General features: G+C 37.6%; 18 protein-coding genes and 1 tRNA gene. 13 read left to right on the forward strand and 6 right to left on the reverse strand.

All coding sequences use genetic code 11. The annotated features are described in order from the left end of the window. The first annotated feature begins 37 nt into the window (after positions 1-37). Positions 38-1,447, forward strand: coding sequence for an undecaprenyl-phosphate glucose phosphotransferase (locus HMPREF9456_RS01715; RefSeq protein ID WP_006841722.1), 1,410 nt, complete (start codon positions 38-40; stop codon positions 1,445-1,447). An 8-nt stretch (positions 1,448-1,455) separates the two neighbouring features. Here the strand turns inward: HMPREF9456_RS01715 and mltG are convergent, their stop codons facing one another. Together mltG and HMPREF9456_RS01725 are read right to left on the reverse strand one after the other, a co-directional pair. After that, positions 1,456-2,469 carry an endolytic transglycosylase MltG gene (mltG, locus tag HMPREF9456_RS01720; RefSeq protein ID WP_006841723.1) on the reverse strand — a complete coding sequence of 338 codons (1,014 nt, stop codon included), beginning with the start codon at positions 2,467-2,469 and terminating at the stop codon, positions 1,456-1,458. A gap of 22 nt (positions 2,470-2,491) precedes the next feature. After that, positions 2,492-3,715: an S-adenosylmethionine:tRNA ribosyltransferase-isomerase gene (locus HMPREF9456_RS01725; RefSeq protein ID WP_006841724.1), complete on the reverse strand. Its 1,224-nt coding sequence runs from the start codon at positions 3,713-3,715 to the stop codon at positions 2,492-2,494. A gap of 87 nt (positions 3,716-3,802) precedes the next feature. Here HMPREF9456_RS01725 and HMPREF9456_RS01730 point away from each other — a divergent pair, with 87 nt between their 5' ends. Genes HMPREF9456_RS01730 through HMPREF9456_RS01740 form a run of 3 tightly spaced genes read left to right on the forward strand, consistent with a single transcriptional unit; the run spans position 3,803 to position 5,789 of the window. Further along, complete coding sequence (locus HMPREF9456_RS01730) at positions 3,803-4,849, forward strand: DUF2027 domain-containing protein (RefSeq protein WP_006841725.1); 1,047 nt, start codon at positions 3,803-3,805, stop codon at positions 4,847-4,849. A 33-nt stretch (positions 4,850-4,882) separates the two neighbouring features. After that, the gene (locus HMPREF9456_RS01735; RefSeq protein WP_006841726.1) at positions 4,883-5,467 is read left to right on the forward strand and encodes an LEA type 2 family protein; all 585 of its coding nucleotides are present in this window, start codon (positions 4,883-4,885) and stop codon (positions 5,465-5,467) included. A gap of 46 nt (positions 5,468-5,513) precedes the next feature. Next, positions 5,514-5,789, forward strand: coding sequence for a GNAT family N-acetyltransferase (locus tag HMPREF9456_RS01740; RefSeq protein WP_006841727.1), 276 nt, complete (start codon positions 5,514-5,516; stop codon positions 5,787-5,789). 81 nt (positions 5,790-5,870) lie between these two features. Here HMPREF9456_RS01740 and galE read toward each other — a convergent pair whose 3' ends face one another. Further along, entirely contained in the window at positions 5,871-6,905 is a 1,035-nt protein-coding gene (galE, locus tag HMPREF9456_RS01745; RefSeq protein WP_006841728.1) for a UDP-glucose 4-epimerase GalE, read from the reverse strand. A gap of 108 nt (positions 6,906-7,013) precedes the next feature. After that, on the reverse strand, positions 7,014-8,075 hold the full coding sequence (locus HMPREF9456_RS01750) for a S66 peptidase family protein (RefSeq protein ID WP_006841729.1): 1,062 nt from the start codon (positions 8,073-8,075) through the stop codon (positions 7,014-7,016). Between the two features lie 287 nt (positions 8,076-8,362). On the opposite strand from HMPREF9456_RS01750, the gene HMPREF9456_RS01755 reads away from it, so the two are divergent. The 7 genes from HMPREF9456_RS01755 to guaA all read left to right on the forward strand — a co-directional run bounded on the left by HMPREF9456_RS01755 (position 8,363) and on the right by guaA (position 15,193). After that, positions 8,363-8,617 carry an outer membrane protein assembly factor BamD gene (locus HMPREF9456_RS01755; RefSeq protein ID WP_006841730.1) on the forward strand — a complete coding sequence of 85 codons (255 nt, stop codon included), beginning with the start codon at positions 8,363-8,365 and terminating at the stop codon, positions 8,615-8,617. Between the two features lie 29 nt (positions 8,618-8,646). Next, complete coding sequence (locus HMPREF9456_RS01760) at positions 8,647-10,341, forward strand: glutamine--tRNA ligase/YqeY domain fusion protein (protein WP_006841731.1); 1,695 nt, start codon at positions 8,647-8,649, stop codon at positions 10,339-10,341. 195 nt (positions 10,342-10,536) lie between these two features. Beyond that, positions 10,537-11,265, forward strand: coding sequence for a hypothetical protein (locus HMPREF9456_RS01765; protein ID WP_018074686.1), 729 nt, complete (start codon positions 10,537-10,539; stop codon positions 11,263-11,265). 11 nt (positions 11,266-11,276) lie between these two features. Next, positions 11,277-11,660: a hypothetical protein gene (locus HMPREF9456_RS01770; protein ID WP_245530976.1), complete on the forward strand. Its 384-nt coding sequence runs from the start codon at positions 11,277-11,279 to the stop codon at positions 11,658-11,660. A gap of 70 nt (positions 11,661-11,730) precedes the next feature. Continuing rightward, positions 11,731-13,149, forward strand: coding sequence for a tetratricopeptide repeat protein (locus HMPREF9456_RS01775; protein ID WP_006841734.1), 1,419 nt, complete (start codon positions 11,731-11,733; stop codon positions 13,147-13,149). 167 nt (positions 13,150-13,316) lie between these two features. Next, positions 13,317-13,389, forward strand: a tRNA-Lys gene (locus tag HMPREF9456_RS01780). A 283-nt stretch (positions 13,390-13,672) separates the two neighbouring features. Further along, positions 13,673-15,193, forward strand: coding sequence for a glutamine-hydrolyzing GMP synthase (guaA, locus tag HMPREF9456_RS01785; RefSeq protein WP_006841735.1), 1,521 nt, complete (start codon positions 13,673-13,675; stop codon positions 15,191-15,193). Positions 15,194-15,261: 68 nt separating this feature from the next. Here guaA and trxA read toward each other — a convergent pair whose 3' ends face one another. Then, the gene (trxA, locus tag HMPREF9456_RS01790; protein WP_006841736.1) at positions 15,262-15,729 is read right to left on the reverse strand and encodes a thioredoxin; all 468 of its coding nucleotides are present in this window, start codon (positions 15,727-15,729) and stop codon (positions 15,262-15,264) included. A gap of 10 nt (positions 15,730-15,739) precedes the next feature. Further along, on the reverse strand, positions 15,740-15,901 hold the full coding sequence (locus HMPREF9456_RS17330) for a hypothetical protein (protein WP_006841737.1): 162 nt from the start codon (positions 15,899-15,901) through the stop codon (positions 15,740-15,742). Positions 15,902-16,195: 294 nt separating this feature from the next. On the opposite strand from HMPREF9456_RS17330, the gene mutS reads away from it, so the two are divergent. Together mutS and HMPREF9456_RS01800 are read left to right on the forward strand one after the other, a co-directional pair. Continuing rightward, a complete protein-coding gene (mutS, locus tag HMPREF9456_RS01795; protein ID WP_018074685.1) occupies positions 16,196-18,778 on the forward strand; it encodes a DNA mismatch repair protein MutS in 2,583 nt (860 codons plus the stop codon). Positions 18,779-18,985: 207 nt separating this feature from the next. Next, positions 18,986-19,927, forward strand: a complete 942-nt coding sequence (locus HMPREF9456_RS01800; protein ID WP_006841739.1) for a UDP-glucuronic acid decarboxylase family protein — start codon at positions 18,986-18,988, stop codon at positions 19,925-19,927. The last annotated feature ends 3 nt before the right edge of the window (positions 19,928-19,930 follow it).

Here is a 19,930-nt window from a genome sequence, read left to right on the forward strand (position 1 = left end):
AATAGTTATATTTGCACCTTTATATTTGTATACAGCTATGAATGTAACAGAAGGAAAAGACGGATATGGATTTATGATTGATTGGATAATTCGCATTGGCGATTTACTTCTTATTAACATGTTTTTTTTGATAGCATTCTATATCTACCATGAGCCAATACATATGACGACTGTGTATTCCGAAGAGTTCATGATCGCATTTTTGCTTATAAACCTGTGCTATTTCTTTGTAGCTTCTTTTGTTAATGTCCAGATTGCAACCAATGTTATATATTTAGATAATATCGCGCAGAAGTCCACTATATTTATTGGTATATATGCGTTCTTGGTTACTACCGGATTTTCTGTATTCAATGTGGTTTCTATCCCTGTTATACCATGGATTGTCGGCTTCTTTATCCTCGCTACATCGTTTATTCTTTGGCATATTATTTTCAGAATAGCCCTAAAATATTATCGTAGAAAAGGCTATAATTATAGGCAGGTTGTTATAATCGGAGGCGGTTCGAATGGGATAAAAATACATGAATCGCTATTGTTCAGTGACTTTGGATATAAAGTAATGGGCTTCTTTGATGATAATCCGGACAAGAAAGATGTACTCCCAAATTATTTAGGAAAGGTCTCTGAGGTGAAGGCTTATGTTCAGCAGGTGAAGATTGATGAAATCTTTTGTACTTTACCTAATAACAAGGAAGAGACGATAGTGGATCTAATCACTTATTCTGAAAAGAATATGATTCGTTTCCATTTAGTTCCTGAGTTTCATAAATATATAAAACGGCGTTTTGCTCTAACTTTTTTAGAGTCTACCCCAATTCTTAGTCTTAGAAACGAGCCTTTGCAGCATTTCTCGAATAGATTGGTAAAAAGGTCTTTTGATCTTATTCTTTCTCTATTTGTCCTTCTTACAATATTCCCTATTGTCTATGTCATATTTGGCACAATAATCAAAGCAACATCTAAGGGGCCGGTCTTTTTTAAGCAGAAAAGAACAGGCAAGGGAGGCAGAGTATTCAACTGCTATAAATTCAGGTCTATGCGTCCTAATAAGGAAGCAGATAAGCTGCAAGCTACTTCAGGAGATCCGCGCGTGACAAAAATAGGAGCTTTTATGCGGAAAACAAGTATAGATGAATTCCCTCAATTTATCAATGTCCTACGAAATGATATGTCAGTTGTAGGGCCACGTCCACACATGCTTAAGCATACGGAGCTTTACTCCTCTATTATAGATAAATTTATGGTACGCCATTTGGTGAAGCCCGGTATTACAGGATGGGCACAAGTTACAGGATATAGAGGCGAAACCAAAACTGTTGAGGAAATGGAAGGACGTGTGGTTAGAGATGTTTGGTACCTCGAAAACTGGACATTCTTCCTTGATCTGAAAATTATTTATCTGACCATTGCAAATGTCTTTAAAGGAGACCAGAATGCTTTCTGATCATCCCATTATTTAATTCCTCTAGCGTTCAAAGCCTTGATGTATAAAGACCTGTTTCTTAAATGTTCCTGATAATTTGCCGCAAAATTATGATATCCTGAAAAGTCCTCTTTTGCGCACATGTACAGATAATCATGTTTTGTATAGTTCAGCACAGCATCTATCCCTTTGATGGATGGAATGCGAATAGGACCGGGAGGCAACCCCTTTACTCTATAGGTATTATACGGAGAATCAATTTCGGTATGCACATTTAAAATACGGCGTAGACTAAAATCGCCAACAGCAAACTTCACAGTAGGGTCTGCTTGCAACACTTGCCCGATGTGTAAACGATTGATATATAAACCTGCAACTTTAGGATATTCGTCTGAATATGTACATTCTTCTTCTACAATAGAAGCAAGCGTGGAAACCTCAACAGGAGTCAATCCTATTTTCTTTGCCTTTTCTAAGCGATCGTTATCCCAAAATTTTTTATATTCTTTCTTCATTCGCTGTAGAAAATTATCGATGGTTACATCCCAATAATATTCGTAGGTGTTGGGTATAAACATGGCCACTACAGTTTTAGGATTAAATCCGAGTTCTTTGCATTTAATAGAATCTTCCAGTGTATTGAGTAAAGTCTCTTTATTTATCATTAGCTGCTCTGAAATGCGTTGAGCTAGATCTTCCTTTGTCCGTATATTATTAAATTTAAGTTTTACCGGAGACTGATGTCCGCTACGTAAGTCCTTTATGAGATCATATACACTCATGTCCGGGGTTACAGCATAGCGTCCGGTTCTTATATTCGATTTGTAATCTAATAAGAGAGAAAGTATGTCAAAGCTCGAAATGCTTTTTATTTTTGCACTATCCTGTATCACTTGGTGCAATGTATTATAATCTTTCTCATCATCGATATATAAATATACAGTTTTATCTATATCGAATCCGGTACTAAAAATCCGGTATCCATAAAAGAATAAACCTATAGCCAGAATAGCCAGAATAATATATATACTTTTCTTTTTCATAAATTTTATTCTTTCGTTTATGTTAATCTTTTAATAATAAAGAACTATCCCCATAGCTTAGAAAACGATAATCAGAGGAGAGGGCATGTTCATATATATTTTTCCAATTATTGTTGCCTAAAAATGCTGATACTAACAACAAGAGTGTACTTTGAGGTTGATGAAAGTTCGTTACTATGCCATCTACTATCTTGAACTCATAGCCGGGTGCAATAATAATTTGAGTATCTGCAATCAGCATGCTTAGTGAATTCTTTTCTAAATATGCTAAAATATTTCTTAAAGCATCCTTTTTCGATAGCCTATTGTTCGAATCATTGTAGGGCATCCATTGAGAAACGTGCAAATGTGACTGCTTCTGGTTTTCGAGTGATACTCCGATATAGTAGAGGCTTTCGAGAGTGCGAACTGACGTTGTGCCTACAGCGATAACCTTTCCCTCAAACTTTAGCAGTCCTTCAATGAAACTCTTTTGTACGGATATAAATTCAGAGTGCATTACATGGTCTCCTATTTCATCCGATTTTACCGGACGAAAAGTTCCGGCTCCCACATGAAGAGTAACCTCTGCCAGTTTCATGCCCTGATCCTTCAATGATTTCATGACCTCGGGGGTAAAATGAAGTCCTGCAGTAGGTGCGGCAACAGATCCGTCTATTTTAGAATATACAGTTTGATATGTTTGTTTGTCTTGTTCTTCCGTTGCCCTGTTTAAGTAGGGTGGAATTGGTAATTCTCCTACAGCATCAAGCAGCTCTGAAAATGTCACACTTTGGTTATCCCACTCGAAGTCTATAACGTGAGCGTCTCCATGAGATCCTGCACGAGTAGCCGTGAAATTTACAATTTGCTCGTTTACCTTTATTTGCCGAGTAAGGCTTCCTTCTTTCCACTTTTTAAGGTTACCGATCAAGCATACCCATGAGCATTTTTCAGTTTGTTGAAAATTGAGCTGATAATCGTTCGGTATACAAGGTTCGAGACAGAATATCTCTATCTGAGCTCCGGTTGTTTTCTGAAAATGAAGCCTTGCTTGTATTACTTTGGTATTGTTGAATACCATAAGGCAATTTTCGGGCAGAAAATTATTTATATTACTGAAAACAGTATCGGTTATTTTCTCGTTCTTATATACAAGAAGTTTTGAGTTATCCCGTTTCGTCAGGGGATATTTGGCAATACGGTCATCCGGAAGATTATAATTATAATCTTGAATGTGTATTTTTTGAGGGCTGGATATTTCCACTTATTACTTTTTTTATCCGACAAAAATAAGGAACTTTGCGTGAATAAAAAAGCTGAATAATAGCTTAAAAAAGAATAATTAAGATTTATGAAGATCGGAGATAAAGTTCGTTTCCTCAATACTACAGGTGGTGGTGTTGTACGGGGATTTCAGGGAAAAGATATTGTGTTGGTAGAAGATGAGGAAGGGTTTGATATTCCTGTTCTTATCCGTGAGACGGTCTTGATAGAGCCTGCAAACGATATGCAGGTAAGACAATCGACCAAATCTTCTCAGCAGACGTTTGTGCAGCAAACTTCAACGATAAAGCAAGAAGAGGAGTATAAGCCCGAGGAGACAAAAGAAGGAGAGCTGTTGACTGTCAATCTTGCTTATCTGCCTGTGGATATAAAGAGCCTTAGTAGTACAAACTTTGAGTGCTATCTTATCAATGACAGCAATTATTATTTGTCGTACAACTATATGGGTCGGGCTGAAGCAGGATGGGTTAGTAGAGCTACAGGGGTTATTGAGCCGAATACAAAGCTCTTTCTCGAAGAATTTGAGAAGACAGAGTTGAATGATATAGAGAAGGTTTGTTTACAGTTTTTTGCCTATAAAAAAGGGAAGCCTTATTCTTTAAAAAACACATATTCTGTTGAACTTCGGATTGATACAGTAAAGTTTTACAAACTTCATAGCTTTAAAGAAAATGATTATTTCGAAGATGATGCTATGCTGTATTCTATTGTTCGTCGCGATTTGGCAGAAAAGGAATTAATTATTTCTCCTGAAGAAATAGCTTCTGCTATGCAAGAGAAAGAAGTCTCGCAACGACCTCGCATACAACCAATCGCAAAAAAAGAAAAAAGTCCGATTATTGAGATTGATTTGCATGCAGATGAATTAATTGATAATACTTTGGGGTTGTCTTCTTCTGATATTCTTGAATATCAAATCAACAAATTCAAAGAGATTATGGATGAAAATAAGCGGAACAAAGGGCAGAAGATTGTATTCATACACGGTAAGGGTGATGGCATACTAAAGAATGCTATACTGAAAGAATTAAGCTCAAAATATAAATCGGCATATTATCAAGATGCTTCCTTCCGTGAATACGGTTATGGAGCAACGATGGTGACTATAAAGTAATTTCGAGAAAATGTAATAATTACAGACTAAAAAATGAAGAAGAAAATCTTATCACTGCTTATCATCATGGCTATATTTATTAGTTGTGATAGTGTTCAAAAGAGTTTGTCGGGTACATATAACATGATAAACTGCGAATATAACTATAAGTCAATCTCGGGTTTGACTGTTTCGGGGATTAATTTATCGAATGGGCTATCGGTAACCTCCATACCAAAAGTAACCTCTATCTTGAGTGGAAACGCTTCGTCTATCCCTTTGAATTTTACACTCAATCTGGATGTGAAAAATCCGAATACGTCTGCTGCTATGATGAATGGCTTGCAATACATAATAAGTGTTGATGATATTCAGCTTACTACCGGCTCTCTGAATCAAGCATTGAGTGTTGAAGCAGGGCAAACCAAAACCCTGCCTATTGCAATAGGTGTAGATCTGGCAACGTTGATGAAGAACAACTCTAAAGATGCGGTTGTGAATATTGCTAAAAATTTTATCGGTATAGGAAATAAAGAATCGAAGGTCTTTGTTCAGTTGAAACCAACATTCCTTATTGGTAATGTTCCTATCACTTCTCCGTCCTATATACCTTTGGTATTCAATTTTGGAGGGAACTAAACAGAAGGTTAGATTGTTTATACTTTATAACCAAACAAGTGGGAATATGGAATATAATATTAAGCATAATGAACTCAAAAATCGTTTTGAGACAGAAGTAGAAGGCAAAATAGCTCTTGTGGACTATCGTGTAAATGACGGAGTTTATGTGGTGACTCACACCGAAGTTCCTAAAGAGCTCGAAGGTAGGGGTATTGCAGCAGCTCTAACTAAATATCTGTTAGACTATGTTCGCGAAAACGGGCTGAAAGTTCATCCTGTATGCCCTTATACAAAAGTATATATACAAAAACATCAAGAATATAATGATCTTTTAGCATAAGAGGAAATATTTTTCCAAAAAGGATATTAATAAAAAAGCAGTCGGTTAACCGGCTGCTTTTTGTGTTCTATCTCAAAGTCATTACATAATACCTTTTTCTCTTAGTTTCAATTGCCAATTCCACGCTGACTTCATTGTGTCTTCTATGTTTTCCTTGGCAGTCCATCCCAGTACGGTATTTGCACGTTTGGGATCGGCCCATATCTTTTCTATATCACCTTCACGGCGACCTACTATTTTATAGTTTAATTTCACACCCGACACCTGTTCAAATACTTTGATAAGCTCCAGAACCGAAACTCCGATGCCTGTCCCAAGATTAAATATTTCAACTTTTTCCAGCGATTTTTTTCCTGTCATACGATCTATTGCTATCACGTGCGCTTTTGCCAGATCTACAACATTGATAAAGTCGCGAATACATGAACCGTCAGGAGTGTCGTAATCGTCGCCAAATACACTTAGTTGTTGGCGTACTCCAATGGCGGTTTGAGTGATATAAGGCACAAGGTTTTGAGGTACTCCGTTTGGAAGCTCTCCTATTTCTGTCGATGGATGCGCACCTATCGGGTTGAAGTAGCGCAGTATCGTACTTTTTATATCAGTACCCGAGCGTACTACATCCTTTATTATTTCTTCATTTATTTGTTTGGTATTCCCATAAGGAGATTCCGCCGGTTTCACCGGGGCTGTTTCGTCTATCGGATTCTTATCGGGCTCACCATATACGGTACACGAAGATGAGAATACAATGTTTTTGATACCAAACTCAGGCATCAGATCGAGTAGATTGATCAACGAATTCAGGTTGTTTCTATAGTATAGTAGTGGCTTTTGAACCGATTCGCCTACGGCCTTACTGGCTGCAAAGTGTATAATACCATTTATATCCGAATGAGCAGTAAACAATTTTCTCAAACCCTCAATATCGTTGCAGTCTAGTTTTTCAAAAATAGGACGTATGCCTGTTATGCGTTCAATGCCATCAATGGAATCTGCTGTCGAATTAGATAAGTCATCAATAATAACGACAGAGTAACCTGCGTTTTGTAACTCTACTACAGTATGAGAGCCAATATATCCGGCACCACCCGTAACAAGAATTTTTCCTTTCATTTTCAGTGTTTTTTAATTGAGCGTTAAAGATACAAAAAACATGTCGTTTGCAACTATATAGTCCTCTGATCTCAACGAAACTTTTATAAAAATAGATGAACGAGTATCTTAAATAACAGATCTTTCGAGTAGTTTTACTGTCATATTCGTTGCATCCAGTTCTGCTTTTATTCCGATGGGGAAAGTAAAGTTATTATCGATGTGTCCAAATGATAATCCATGCACTGCCGGAATATTTAAAGGTTTAATCCGATCCTCAATTACTTCTCTGAGTGTAAATGAATTGGGAGCAGTTGACTTTTCTGATTTGTCGCAATCCTTATTAACTCCGATTGCAATTCCGGCGGCTTTAGTTAATTCTCCTGTAGCTATCAGTTGGGTTAGCATCCTATCAATTCTGTAAGGCTCTTCTCCAACATCCTCAATCATCACGATTTTGTTCTTTAAATCTATCTGATAAGGAGTCCCTACCATAGAGCAGATGAGGGTTAGATTGCCCCCTGTTAGTTCCCCTTTTGCCTTGCCGTGATTTATTGTATATCGTTCATATATCTTCTCCTCTTCCGCTTTCAGGAGGTCTTCCGGTGCACTTACTATTGTATATCTGTCGGTCGGATTGACAGCAATATCTTTGAATTGTTTTCTCGAATAATCATTGTCAAGTAGCTTAGCCACAGGGCCATGAAATGTTATCAATCCTGTCTTTTTATATATCGAATTGATGAGGGCTGTATCGTCGCTGAATCCCATAATAAGCTTCGGATTTTTCTTAATCAGGTTATAGTCTACCATATCAAGAATTCGGGCACAACCATATCCTCCGGCGGCAAAGATTATTCCTTTTATTCCAGGATTTTTAATCATATTGTTAAATTCCTCGGCTCTTTCTTTGTCCGTTCCACTAAAATAGCCATACTGGTCGAGGATCTTTTCCGAATAGATAGGCTCAAAGCCAAGTTGCCTTATATTCTCTATGGATGATTGCAACCCGCTTTCGCTTAACAGCCAAGCCGGAGCTACCAGCCCGATTTTATCGCCGAGGTTTAATCTCGCGGGTTTTATGACTTTATTCGTTGCTTTGTATGCTTCGTTTCTTGCTGCCAATTTGTTGGGAAGCAACGAAACTAAAGACAAACCAATCCCTACATTCAAAAAGCTTCTTCTATTCATATCTCTTGTTTATGATTTTGCCAGAGCATTTATCTTCCGTAAGATCATACTCGTTAATGTTTTGACGGATAACTAACTTAAGACAAAGATATAATATTGGCACTGTTTTCGTTTAAAGATTTTAATATTCTTCATTGACTAAAATTTGAACAGACCCCCAAGTAAGCTCTTAATCCTCAAAAAAGAATCTATCTGAAAGTGTAAAATGCATAACCTTCAACTTATAACTCACAACTTACAACTCATAATCCAAAAAAACATATCTTTGTATCTTAATTTTTTATGGAATGAAACATCTTGTGTCTTTTATTTTTATTTTATTGATGTTCGCCTCCTGTTCGTCATTGGACAGTGATGCAAAAAAAGCGGCCGAACTGAATAAAGAATCCTTGAAATATGTAAAAGAGCTGGATTTAGAAAAGGCGGAAAAACTATATATGGAAGCTCAAGAAATTATGTCTGAATACAAGGGCACGGATAAAAATGAAGAATTTCTGCAAGCATATTACAAGTACCTGACAGAGGAAACAAAAGCAAACTAATCCGGGAATAAATAAAATCCTATACTTATATGTCTGAAAATACGTTGAATACGGAAGAACCTAAGAAGAGTCTTAATTTTATAGAGGCTATTGTTGAGAATGACCTGAAAGAAGGTAAAAATGACAGCCGTGTACAGACTCGTTTTCCGCCCGAACCAAATGGATATTTACATATCGGGCACGCAAAAGCTATCTGCATAGACTTTGGTATAGCACAGCAGTATGGAGGAGTATGTAACCTTCGGTTTGATGATACCAATCCTGAAAAAGAAGAGGTAGAATATGTAGATTCTATCATGGACGATATACACTGGCTGGGATATGACTGGGCGAATGTATATTATGCATCCGATTATTTTCCTCAGTTGTGGGATTTTGCAGTACAATTGATAAAAGAAGGAAAAGCTTATATAGACGAACAATCGGCCGAAGAAATAGCGAAGCAAAAAGGAACTCCTACCGAACCCGGAGTTGCCAGCCCATACCGTGACCGCCCTGTTGAAGAAAGCCTCGATTTATTTCAAAAGATGAACGAAGGAGTTTTTGAAGAAGGAAGTATGGTACTTCGTGCTAAGATAGATATGGCTGCTTCGAACATGCACTTCAGAGACCCTATCATATATCGTATTATCAATCGTCCGCATCATCGTACCGGAACTACATGGAAAGCATACCCGATGTATGATTTTGCTCATGGGCAATGTGATTATTTCGAAGGGGTAACCCACTCGTTGTGTACGCTTGAGTTTGTTCCTCATCGTCCACTTTACGATTGGTTTATAGATCAGTTGGCAACAGACAGTTATCGCCCTCATCAATATGAATTCAATAAATTGCAATTTACATATACTTTGCTGAGTAAACGCAATTTGCGAGCAATGGTAGAAGAAGGTATTCTTAGCGGTTGGGACGACCCACGTATGCCTACTATTACGGGATTCCGTCGGAGAGGATATACTCCTGAGTCTATTCGTATACTAATGGATAAGATAGGCTATACGAAGTATGATGGCGTTAACGATATTGGCTTGTTTGAGTTTGCCATAAGGGAAGACCTCAATAAAAAAACGACTCGTGTATCAGCTATTCTCGACCCTGTTAAGCTTGTGATTACAAACTATCCTGAGGATAAGACAGAAGTGATGGTGGCTCAGAATAATCCTGAAGATGAAAACTCGGGAAGTCATGATATTCTGTTTTCTCGCGAACTGTATATAGAGCGTGACGACTTCATGGAAGATGCTCCTAAGAAATATTTCCGTCTTACGCCGGGTAATGAAGTGCGTTTGAAAAATGCTTATATCGTAAAATGTACAGGCTGTAAGAAGGATGAAGCAGGAAATGTAATAGAGGTATATGCTGAATATGATGAACTCACAAAAAGCGGTATGCCCGAAAGCGGACGCAAAGTGAAAGGAACGATACACTGGGTTTCTGTTCAAGACTCTTTCGATGCTGAGGTGCGTTTGTACGACCGCTTATTTATGGTTGAAAATCCTGCCGATGATGGAAGGGATTTCAGAGAGCTTTTGAACCCTGATTCATTAAAAGTACTTAAAGGCTGCAAGATGGAGTCTTATCTCAAAAGTGCGGTGGAAGGGGACAAATTTCAGTTTCAACGTACAGGCTATTTCTGCGTAGATAAAGATTCTACTCCCGGCAATATGGTCTTTAATCGTACTGTGTCTCTTAAAGATTCTTGGGCAAAGGTAAAAGATAAATAATTAATTTTATCTATTATATAATATTGCGTTCTTTACGTTATGAAAATATTTCAGGCGTATGGAACGCAATTGTTTTTAGGTGACAGTTTGAAGCATCGTAAAAAGTGTCACTTTTTCGGTAATAAGTAAGAAGCTGATGTATTTCAGATTCTTGTTACGATTGGTTTTTTAGGCGTTGTAGATATGATTCGCAGAATGAAATTAAAGTATAAAATATTATTATTTCTGTTGGCTGGATTTATAGTTTGGCTAATCGCTATTCAATTTCAAACCTATACTTATCCCGATAAAAAGGAGCTGAATCTTCGATTAAATTATCTCGAAAGAGTAATAAAAGAACCTTTAGCTTCTAATTCAGAGGTGATGCTTTTAGGTAGAGAAAGTCATGAGTTTATGCTATTTTCATATTCTTATTCTACTTATGCCTTTACTAATTTGGCTATTAAAGATTCTACCTACAAAGAACGCGTAGTGCCTACAATAAAGGAAAGTATAATAAAGGTTCTGGATAATAAAATAACCTCTTTTTATAACATAAAAGAGAATTTTACCGAGCTCGATTCTATTCCTGATTATTCGGTGTTATATCTAGGACATCTAAATTTGATGCTTGGCTGTTATCGATTGCTTTCTGATGATGCTACATTTGATAGTCTGAACGATAAAACATCCAAGTCCCTTTACCTTCGCTATCGGAAGACTTCTTTCCTTAATCTCGAATCTTACCCGTCGGCAATATGGATACCCGATAATACGGTTGCTTTAGCCTCATTGGCACTTCATGCTCATAATACGGGAAGTGAATATGATTCTGTGTGTAGAGATTGGGTGCAATATGCTAAAGCGCATTATATGGATGAACGAACAAAGGTATTATGTTCTACTGTTAATCCCTTGACCGGAGAATTTGGGGCTCAATGTTAGGATGGAGTATTATGTTTATATACCAATTTGATCCTGCATTTGCTGTCGAGTTATACGATGCTTATAGGAAATCGTTTAGCAATGAAATGATGGTTTTCAGGCTTTTCAAAGAGCGATATCGGAGTAGTGAGGTAAGCCTTGGGGATATTGATTCAGGTCCTGTGTTTTTAGGGTATAGTATTCCCGCAAACGAATTTGCTCTAGGTGGCGCAGTGGTAGCAAAAGACTTTAAGACGGCTCGAAAATTGCAGCGATTGATCAACTTTGGTACTTCTAGTTCCGATGAAAATGGAGAGCTGAAATATAATGTGCGTTTTGTAGATATGAACATTAGCCCGATGGCAGAAGCTTTGGTTTTAAATTCATTAACTATAACCAGGTGGATTAAAGATTGATATTGCAAGTTGCACTGAAACAATTTAAAAAAGAGTTACCTTTGTAACCTTTTATGGATTAATTATAATAATGTCGAAAAAAGATATATCAATACTCGTAACAAAATATGAGCAGTCGGTAGAGTCGGGCAAGCCTATTTATCTTGATGCAGACGAATTTGACGAACTGGCGGAATACTATGATTCTCTAGACAAAACAGATGTAGCAAGAAGGATTGTTGATGCCGGGCTTGCTATACATCCGGCTAATAGTTCTTTGCTGGTGAAGAAGGCTAAGTTTGCAGTCTACGACGGCAAATATGCGGAAGCTTTAGAGATCATAAATATGTCGTCATCTGAATATGACTTTGATCTGTATCTGCTTAAAATAGAATGTTACCTCCAGCTGGAGCTTTATGTGGAAGCATATAAGCTGACCGAAGAAATGCTAGAGAAAGAAGAGGATGAAGATCCTGAAACGATCTTCGCCGAGCTGGGTTTCCTTCATGTTGAGGCTGACTGTTTTAAAGAGGCTGTTTCTTACTTTGAGGAAAGTTTGAAGCACAATCCCGAGAATACAGATGTATTGTCTGACCTGGCCTATTCGTACGAAATGCTGGATAATTTTGATGCAGCAATAGAGACTACAAATAAAATTCTGGATATTGAGCCCTATACGTATGAAGCTTGGGTTAATCTGGGAAAGCTATATTCTCTCAGAGAGGAGTTTGAGAAGGCGATAGATGCCTTTGACTTTGCTCTTACCATTAACGACTCGGATGACAATGTATTGAAGTTAAAGGCACACTGTTTATCATTAGCCGGAAGGGCTGAAGAGGCGATTGAGATCTTTAATGAACTGTTGCAAACGAGTTCAGGGGATATCTCTATATATTTCCTGTTGGCAGAATGTTATCAGTCTCTTGATATGTTTGACGAAGCTTTGTCGGCTCTCGAAGAATATGAAAAGCTGAATGGAGAGACTTCCGAATCTATTTCGAGAAAAGCATACGTTTTTCTGCAACAGAAAGAATATAATAAAGCTTCACAGATAGTGCAGAAGGCACTCGCTTCAAATCCTGACTTTTTTGACCTGAATATGATAGCAGGGGAGATTGAGTTTAAGCAGGAGCGTTATGACAAGGCAAGAGAATATTACTTAAACATCTATACTGAGGATAACGAAAACTTTCACCTGACCGACAGGCTAGCTCTGGTTAGCATCAAGGAAGAGGATTATGAGAAGGCTGCTTATTATACAGAAAAGCTGTTAGATCTTGATCCTAATAATCTGGCGGTGAAGGAGCGATTGGCTTTGCTCTATTTTGAGATGGACGATAATGAGCATTTCAATGAAATACTGGATCAGTTTACCGACAAAGAGCTTCTTTCGTTGTTTCAGCTTATTTATATTCCACAAAATCCGAACTTATTTGATAGAGATACTTTGATAATTTATTTGAATAAAGCCCGTGAGGCAAGAACTCTATTCAAAAATTTGAAATATTAACATTTTCCCATCATTGTGTATAGTGTATTATTTTTCAGATTATTATCTGTTAAGTCGAATGATAAAGAATAGCGAAATGAAGGAGTATAGGGAATTTTTTATTCCAATTATTTGGTAAATAAATATTTTCAACTACCTTTGCACTCGCTTTGATAAAGCAACAGGGAGATTCCGTAGCTCAGCAGGTAGAGCACATCACTTTTAATGATGGGGTCCTGGGTTCGAGCCCCAGCGGGATCACTAAATAAAAAAGCCTTTCAAAAATGAAAGGCTTTTTTCATTTTTACCTACAAGTATACTATATCAATCTACTAGCCCTTTTCAAATGTCTTATTTGTCATTTAAAGCATAATCAATATTCGTATTTTCTCATCATAAACTATAGCATCCTTTCTAAACATCAAAGGTTAATATAACACAGAAGTCTCAGGACTGTAAAAAAATAAAAATAGCTCTTTAGTAAGAGCAAAAAATGATGTATCTTTGTGCGCATTAAATAAACATCCCTTACTTATCTATATTTATGCACGAAAAAATCATTATTCTTGATTTCGGGTCACAAACCACCCAACTTATTGGTCGCAGAGTAAGAGAACTCAATACATACTGCGAGATAGTGCCTTACAATAAATTTCCATTCGGAGATGAAACTGTAAAAGGAGTTATTCTTTCGGGAAGTCCATTTTCGGTAAACGACTCTGATGCGTTTAAACCTGAACTTAGTGAAATAAGAAAAAACTATCCTGTTCTGGGTATTTGTTACGGAGCACAATATTTGGCTTATACATCGGGCGGAAAAGTAGAGAAAAGCGACTCTCGCGAATATGGTCGTGCTCATCTTGCCAAAATAGACTCTTCGGAGCCTCTCTTTGATGGAATACAAGCAGGTACGCAGGTGTGGATGTCACATGGAGATACGATAACATCTCTTCCTCACGATTTTAAAACTATAGCCAGTACAGGTGATGTAGAGGCTGCAGCATACAAAATAGATGGAGAGCCTACATGGGCTGTGCAATTCCATCCCGAAGTTTTTCATACCACAGATGGTACACGCATATTAAGCAATTTCTTGAATATATGTAAGATGAAGCGCGACTGGTCGCCTGCTTCTTTTATCGATACGACTGTCGCAGAGCTCAAAGAACAATTAGGAGACGACAAAGTAATTCTTGCATTATCAGGAGGAGTAGACTCTTCTGTAACGGCAGTATTATTGAATAAGGCAATCGGTAAAAACCTTACGTGTGTGTTTGTCGATCATGGCTTGCTTCGTAAGAACGAATTCGAAAACGTTTTGAAAGATTATGAGCATCTTGGCCTTAATGTGATAGGCGTTAATGCTAAAGATCGTTTCTATAAAGCTCTTGCTGGGGTTACTGATCCTGAGCAAAAGCGTAAGATAATAGGTAAAGGTTTTATTGATGTTTTTGATGAAGAAGCACATAAGCTCACCGATATAAAATGGCTGGGGCAGGGTACTATTTATCCTGACATTATAGAATCTTTGTCGATAACAGGTACAGTAATCAAATCGCATCATAATGTTGGTGGTTTACCTGAAAAGATGCACTTGAAGTTGGTAGAACCTCTTCGCCTGTTATTTAAAGATGAAGTGCGTCGTGTAGGTCTTGAGCTGGGCATGAAGGAAAATCTTATCAAACGTCATCCATTCCCGGGTCCGGGTCTTGGAATTCGTATCCTTGGCGATATTACTCCCGAGAAGGTTGAGATTGCTCAGAATGCTGATGATATCTATATCTCTATGCTACGCGAATGGGGACTGTACGATAAAGTATGGCAGGCAGGAGCAATATTATTGCCAATCCGCTCGGTGGGAGTAATGGGAGATGAACGTACCTATGAGAATACGGTAGCTCTGCGTGCCGTAACATCTACAGATGCTATGACTGCCGACTGGGCACACTTGCCTTATGAGTTTTTAGCTAAAGTCTCTAACGAGATTATCAATAAGGTGAAAGGTGTAAATCGTGTCGTTTATGATATATCGTCAAAACCACCGGCAACTATCGAGTGGGAATAAGATATTGACAAAATATAAAAAAGGACTTCAACTTGAAGTCCTTTTTTTATGTCCTATACGAAAGTCTTTTATTCCTTTTCTAACAACACTTTATCTATAGCCTCTTTGAGGGCATTTTTAGGGAGGGCACCTTGTGCCATCTGCGGTGTTCCGCTCATCGGGACGAACAGCAGGCTTGGGATGCTTCTGATTCCAAATAGAGCGGATAACTCAAGCTCTGCTTCTGTATCTATTTTGTAAATATATATTTCCCCATCATATTCTTTTGCTAATTCCTCCAAAACAGGAGCTACAGCTTTGCATGGTCCACACCAGTCTGCATAAAAGTCTATTAAGGCGGGTTTGTCTCCCAAGTATTTCCATTCGCTTGGATTGGCTTCGTAATTAGCTACTTTCTTTAAAAAATCTATTTTATTTAAATGTATTGTTTTCACTTTGTTTTCTGTTTTAGCAGGTTCCTCTGTCTTACTGTTATTGGTTTGAGCATAAGTTGTAAGCGAGATTCCTGCGATCAATACTAGTAATAATAATCTCATTCTATTTGTATTATTTTTCTTTGTTTATTTCTTTCGATCCGGCATATTGCTGATTCTCATCTATCTGGCAATATCCTGTTACGCAGCAGGAAGTATTTACTGCCACGATAAAGATACCTAAAATAAATTGCAAAGAACGAGTAGCTATCCACTTCTTTATATGCTTTTTCATCGTTTTTTTCTTTTTCTAAAAACAGCTACAAATATAACATATATTTTCCTATAGAATATATTTCTATGGTTAAATAAAATAAATTATGATATAGACAACTGGATGGCAATTAAACTGTAAAAGGATTTGAAAAGATAAAAAGCAAATAAGTTTTAACTCCGTTTTTCGAAGCCAAAATAAACATTCATCACACTTTCATTTATTTTTTTCTATCTTTGTTTTCTTATAATTGATTCATAAAAACATCTAAACTATATAAATACTGTGTCAAAAAAGGTAGCTGAAACCCCACTGATGAAACAATATTTTGAGATCAAGAGCAAACATCCTGATGCCATATTATTGTTCAGAGTAGGAGACTTTTACGAGACATTTTCGGATGACGCTATCGATGCTGCCGAGATATTGGGAATCACGCTTACACGTAGAGGAAACGGTACTGCTCAGTTTGTAGAATTGGCAGGATTTCCACACCATGCATTGGATACATATTTGCCAAAGTTGGTACGTGCCGGAAGGCGTGTAGCTATTTGTGACCAATTGGAAGACCCGAAGCAAACCAAGAACCTTGTAAAAAGAGGTATTACCGAGCTTGTTACCCCCGGGGTTTCTATCAATGATAATATACTAAATCATAAAGAGAATAATTTCCTTTGTGCCATTCATTTTGCAAAGAACACTTGTGGAGTTTCTTTTTTGGATATTTCTACCGGAGAATTTCTGGTTGCAGAAGGTACAAAAGAATATATAGATAAACTTCTTACAAACTTTTCTCCTAAAGAGGTGCTCTTAGAGAGAAGTAAGAAAAAAATGTTTGAAGAGTCGTTTGGGTCTCGTTTTTTTATTTTCCAGCTCGACGATTGGGTGTTTACCGAAGATACAGCCAAAGGTCGCCTTTTGAAACATTTCGAAACCCGCAATCTGAAAGGTTTCGGTGTGGAGCATCTTACAAACGGAGTTATTGCTGCAGGAACTATTCTTCATTATCTGGATGTTACTCAACATACTCATATCGGGCATATAACATCTCTCTCTCGTATAGAGGAGGATAAATATGTGCGCTTGGATAAGTTTACAGTGCGTAGCCTTGAAATTATCTCAACGATGAACGAAGGAGGCAAAAGCCTGTTGGACATCTTGGACAAGACAGTCTCACCAATGGGGGCACGCATGCTTCGTCGCTGGCTTGTATTCCCCCTCAAAGATGTAAAACCTATCAATAGCCGCCTGTCGGTTGTGGAATACTTCTTTAAGGACATCGAACTGAAAACTTTGCTCGAAGAACAGCTTGCGTTGATCGGAGATTTGGAACGGATTATATCTAAGGTTGCCGTAAACAGAGTTTCTCCGCGCGAAATCGTTCAACTTAAGGTGGCATTGAAAGCGATAGAACCGATACGAAATGCGTTCTTGGCTTCGGACGAACCAAGCTTGAGGGAAATAGGAGAAAGGCTCAACCCTTGTCCGGTAATACATGATCGTATCGAAAAAGAAGTGCAACCCGATCCCCCTTCTTTGATTAATAAAGGGAATATAATAAGAAAAGGAGTAAATCCGGAACTGGACGAGCTTCGAGATATAGCCTATTCAGGAAAAGATTACTTATTAAAGATACAGCAACGAGAAACTGAAGCTACTGGTATATCATCTCTCAAGATCAGTTTTAATAACGTATTTGGCTATTATATTGAAGTCAGAAATACTCATAAAGATAAAGTCCCTGAAGGCTGGATACGCAAGCAAACATTGGTAAATGCAGAGCGTTACATTACTCAGGAGCTGAAAGAATATGAAGAAAAGATACTGGGTGCTGAAGAAAAAATTCAGGCCTTGGAGTCTAATCTATTCAATGAACTTGTTCTTAGCATTGTAGAGTATATACCCGCAATACAGGCAAATGCAAGCCTTATTGCTCAGACCGATTGTTTGCTTTCCTTCTCCAAAGTAGCAAAAGAGAATAAATATATTCGTCCCGAGATAAATGACACGGATGTTTTGAAGATAAAGAATGGTCGACATCCCGTAATAGAAAAACAATTACCGCTTGGTGAAAGCTATATTGCCAATGATGTATCTCTGGATAGTAACAAGCAGCAGATAATAATTATTACCGGGCCTAATATGGCGGGTAAGTCGGCATTGCTTCGTCAAACTGCACTCATAACACTGATGGCACAGGCGGGAAGTTTTGTCCCTGCCGAATCGGCTCAAATAGGATTGGTGGATAAAATATTCACTCGTGTAGGAGCTTCTGATAACATATCTGTAGGCGAATCTACATTTATGGTAGAGATGAATGAGGCCTCTGATATCTTGAATAACTTATCACCTAAAAGCCTTGTTTTGTTTGATGAATTAGGGCGTGGAACAAGTACCTATGACGGTATTTCTATCGCATGGGCTATTGTTGAGTATATTCACGAACATCCTAAGGCAAGAGCAAAAACCTTGTTCGCAACGCACTATCATGAGCTGAACGAGATGGAAAAATCCTTTAAGCGGATAAAGAACTTCAATGTCTCGGTTAAAGAAATAGATAATAAAGTTATATTCCTCCGTAAACTTGTTCCCGGAGGGAGTGAACACAGCTTTGGTATACATGTAGCTAAGATGGCAGGAATGCCTCAAAGCATTGTTAAAAGAGCGAATTCGATATTAAAACAATTGGAATCGGATAACCGTAAACAAGGTATATCGAAACCGATTAAAGATATCAAAGAAAACAGAGAGGGGTATCAGTTAAGTTTTTTCCAACTTGATGACCCTGTTCTCAGTCAAGTAAGAGATGAAATTAAATCATTAGATGTTAATAACCTGACTCCCATGGAGGCTTTGAACAAACTTAACGAAATTAAAAAAATAGTATCTGGTAAATAGGAGTGGATAGATTTTACATACGTGTAACTTTATAAAATAATAAGAATACTTCCCTAATCAAATTCATAAATAGAATTTGGGAATTTCAAACTATTGCAAAACTGTACTTTAGGTAGTTTTTCTTTTAATAAAAAAACTATATTCGTGAAGTTTTTTTGTTTCTTTGTGTTTTAGAATAAATTAAATAACAGCTATTTCTGTAAAATAATGAATCGCAAAAAGATATTGGTTACCGGTGGTGCGGGATTTATTGGTTCACATCTTTGTGAAAGACTTCTGAAAGATGGAAATGAGGTTTTATGCTTAGACAATTATTTTACAGGCTCAAAAGATAATATCATACATCTTTTAGATAATCCCTATTTTGAATTAATCAGGCATGATATAGTCCATCCTTTTCATGTAGATGTGGATGAGATCTATAATCTGGCTTGCCCTGCTTCTCCGATACACTATCAGTACAATGCGATAAAAACAATAAAAACGTCTGTGGTAGGAGCTATCAATATGCTTGGTTTGGCAAAACGCCTGAAAGCAAAAATCCTGCAAGCTTCTACAAGTGAGGTATATGGTGATCCCAATGTACACCCTCAGCCCGAATCTTATTGGGGAAATGTGAATCCGATAGGGATACGCTCTTGTTATGATGAAGGAAAGCGTTGCGCCGAGACTTTGTTTATGGACTATCACCGACAGAATGCAGTAAGGATAAAGATTGTACGTATATTTAATACTTACGGTCCTAATATGAACCCAAATGACGGCAGGGTTGTGTCCAATTTTATTGTACAAGCACTCAAGGGAGAAGATATTACAATATATGGTGATGGCACTCAGACAAGAAGTTTTCAGTATGTAGATGATCTTGTGGAAGCTATGATTCGAATGATGGGCACTGATGACTCTTTTGTAGGTCCTGTAAATACAGGAAACCCGGGAGAGTTTACAATGCTTGAACTTGCAACCTTAATACTCGAACTTACCGGTTCAAAGTCGAAGCTGATATTTATGCCTTTGCCTAGTGATGATCCTAAACAGAGACGCCCTGATATAACTTTAGCAAAAGAAAAGCTAGACTGGGAACCTAAGGTGCAACTCAGGGATGGGTTGATTAAAACGATTGACTATTTTGACCGAATCTTAACATAATGG

This window comes from Dysgonomonas mossii DSM 22836 (assembly GCF_000213575.1).
Classification (GTDB): Bacteria; Bacteroidota; Bacteroidia; order Bacteroidales; family Dysgonomonadaceae; genus Dysgonomonas; species Dysgonomonas mossii.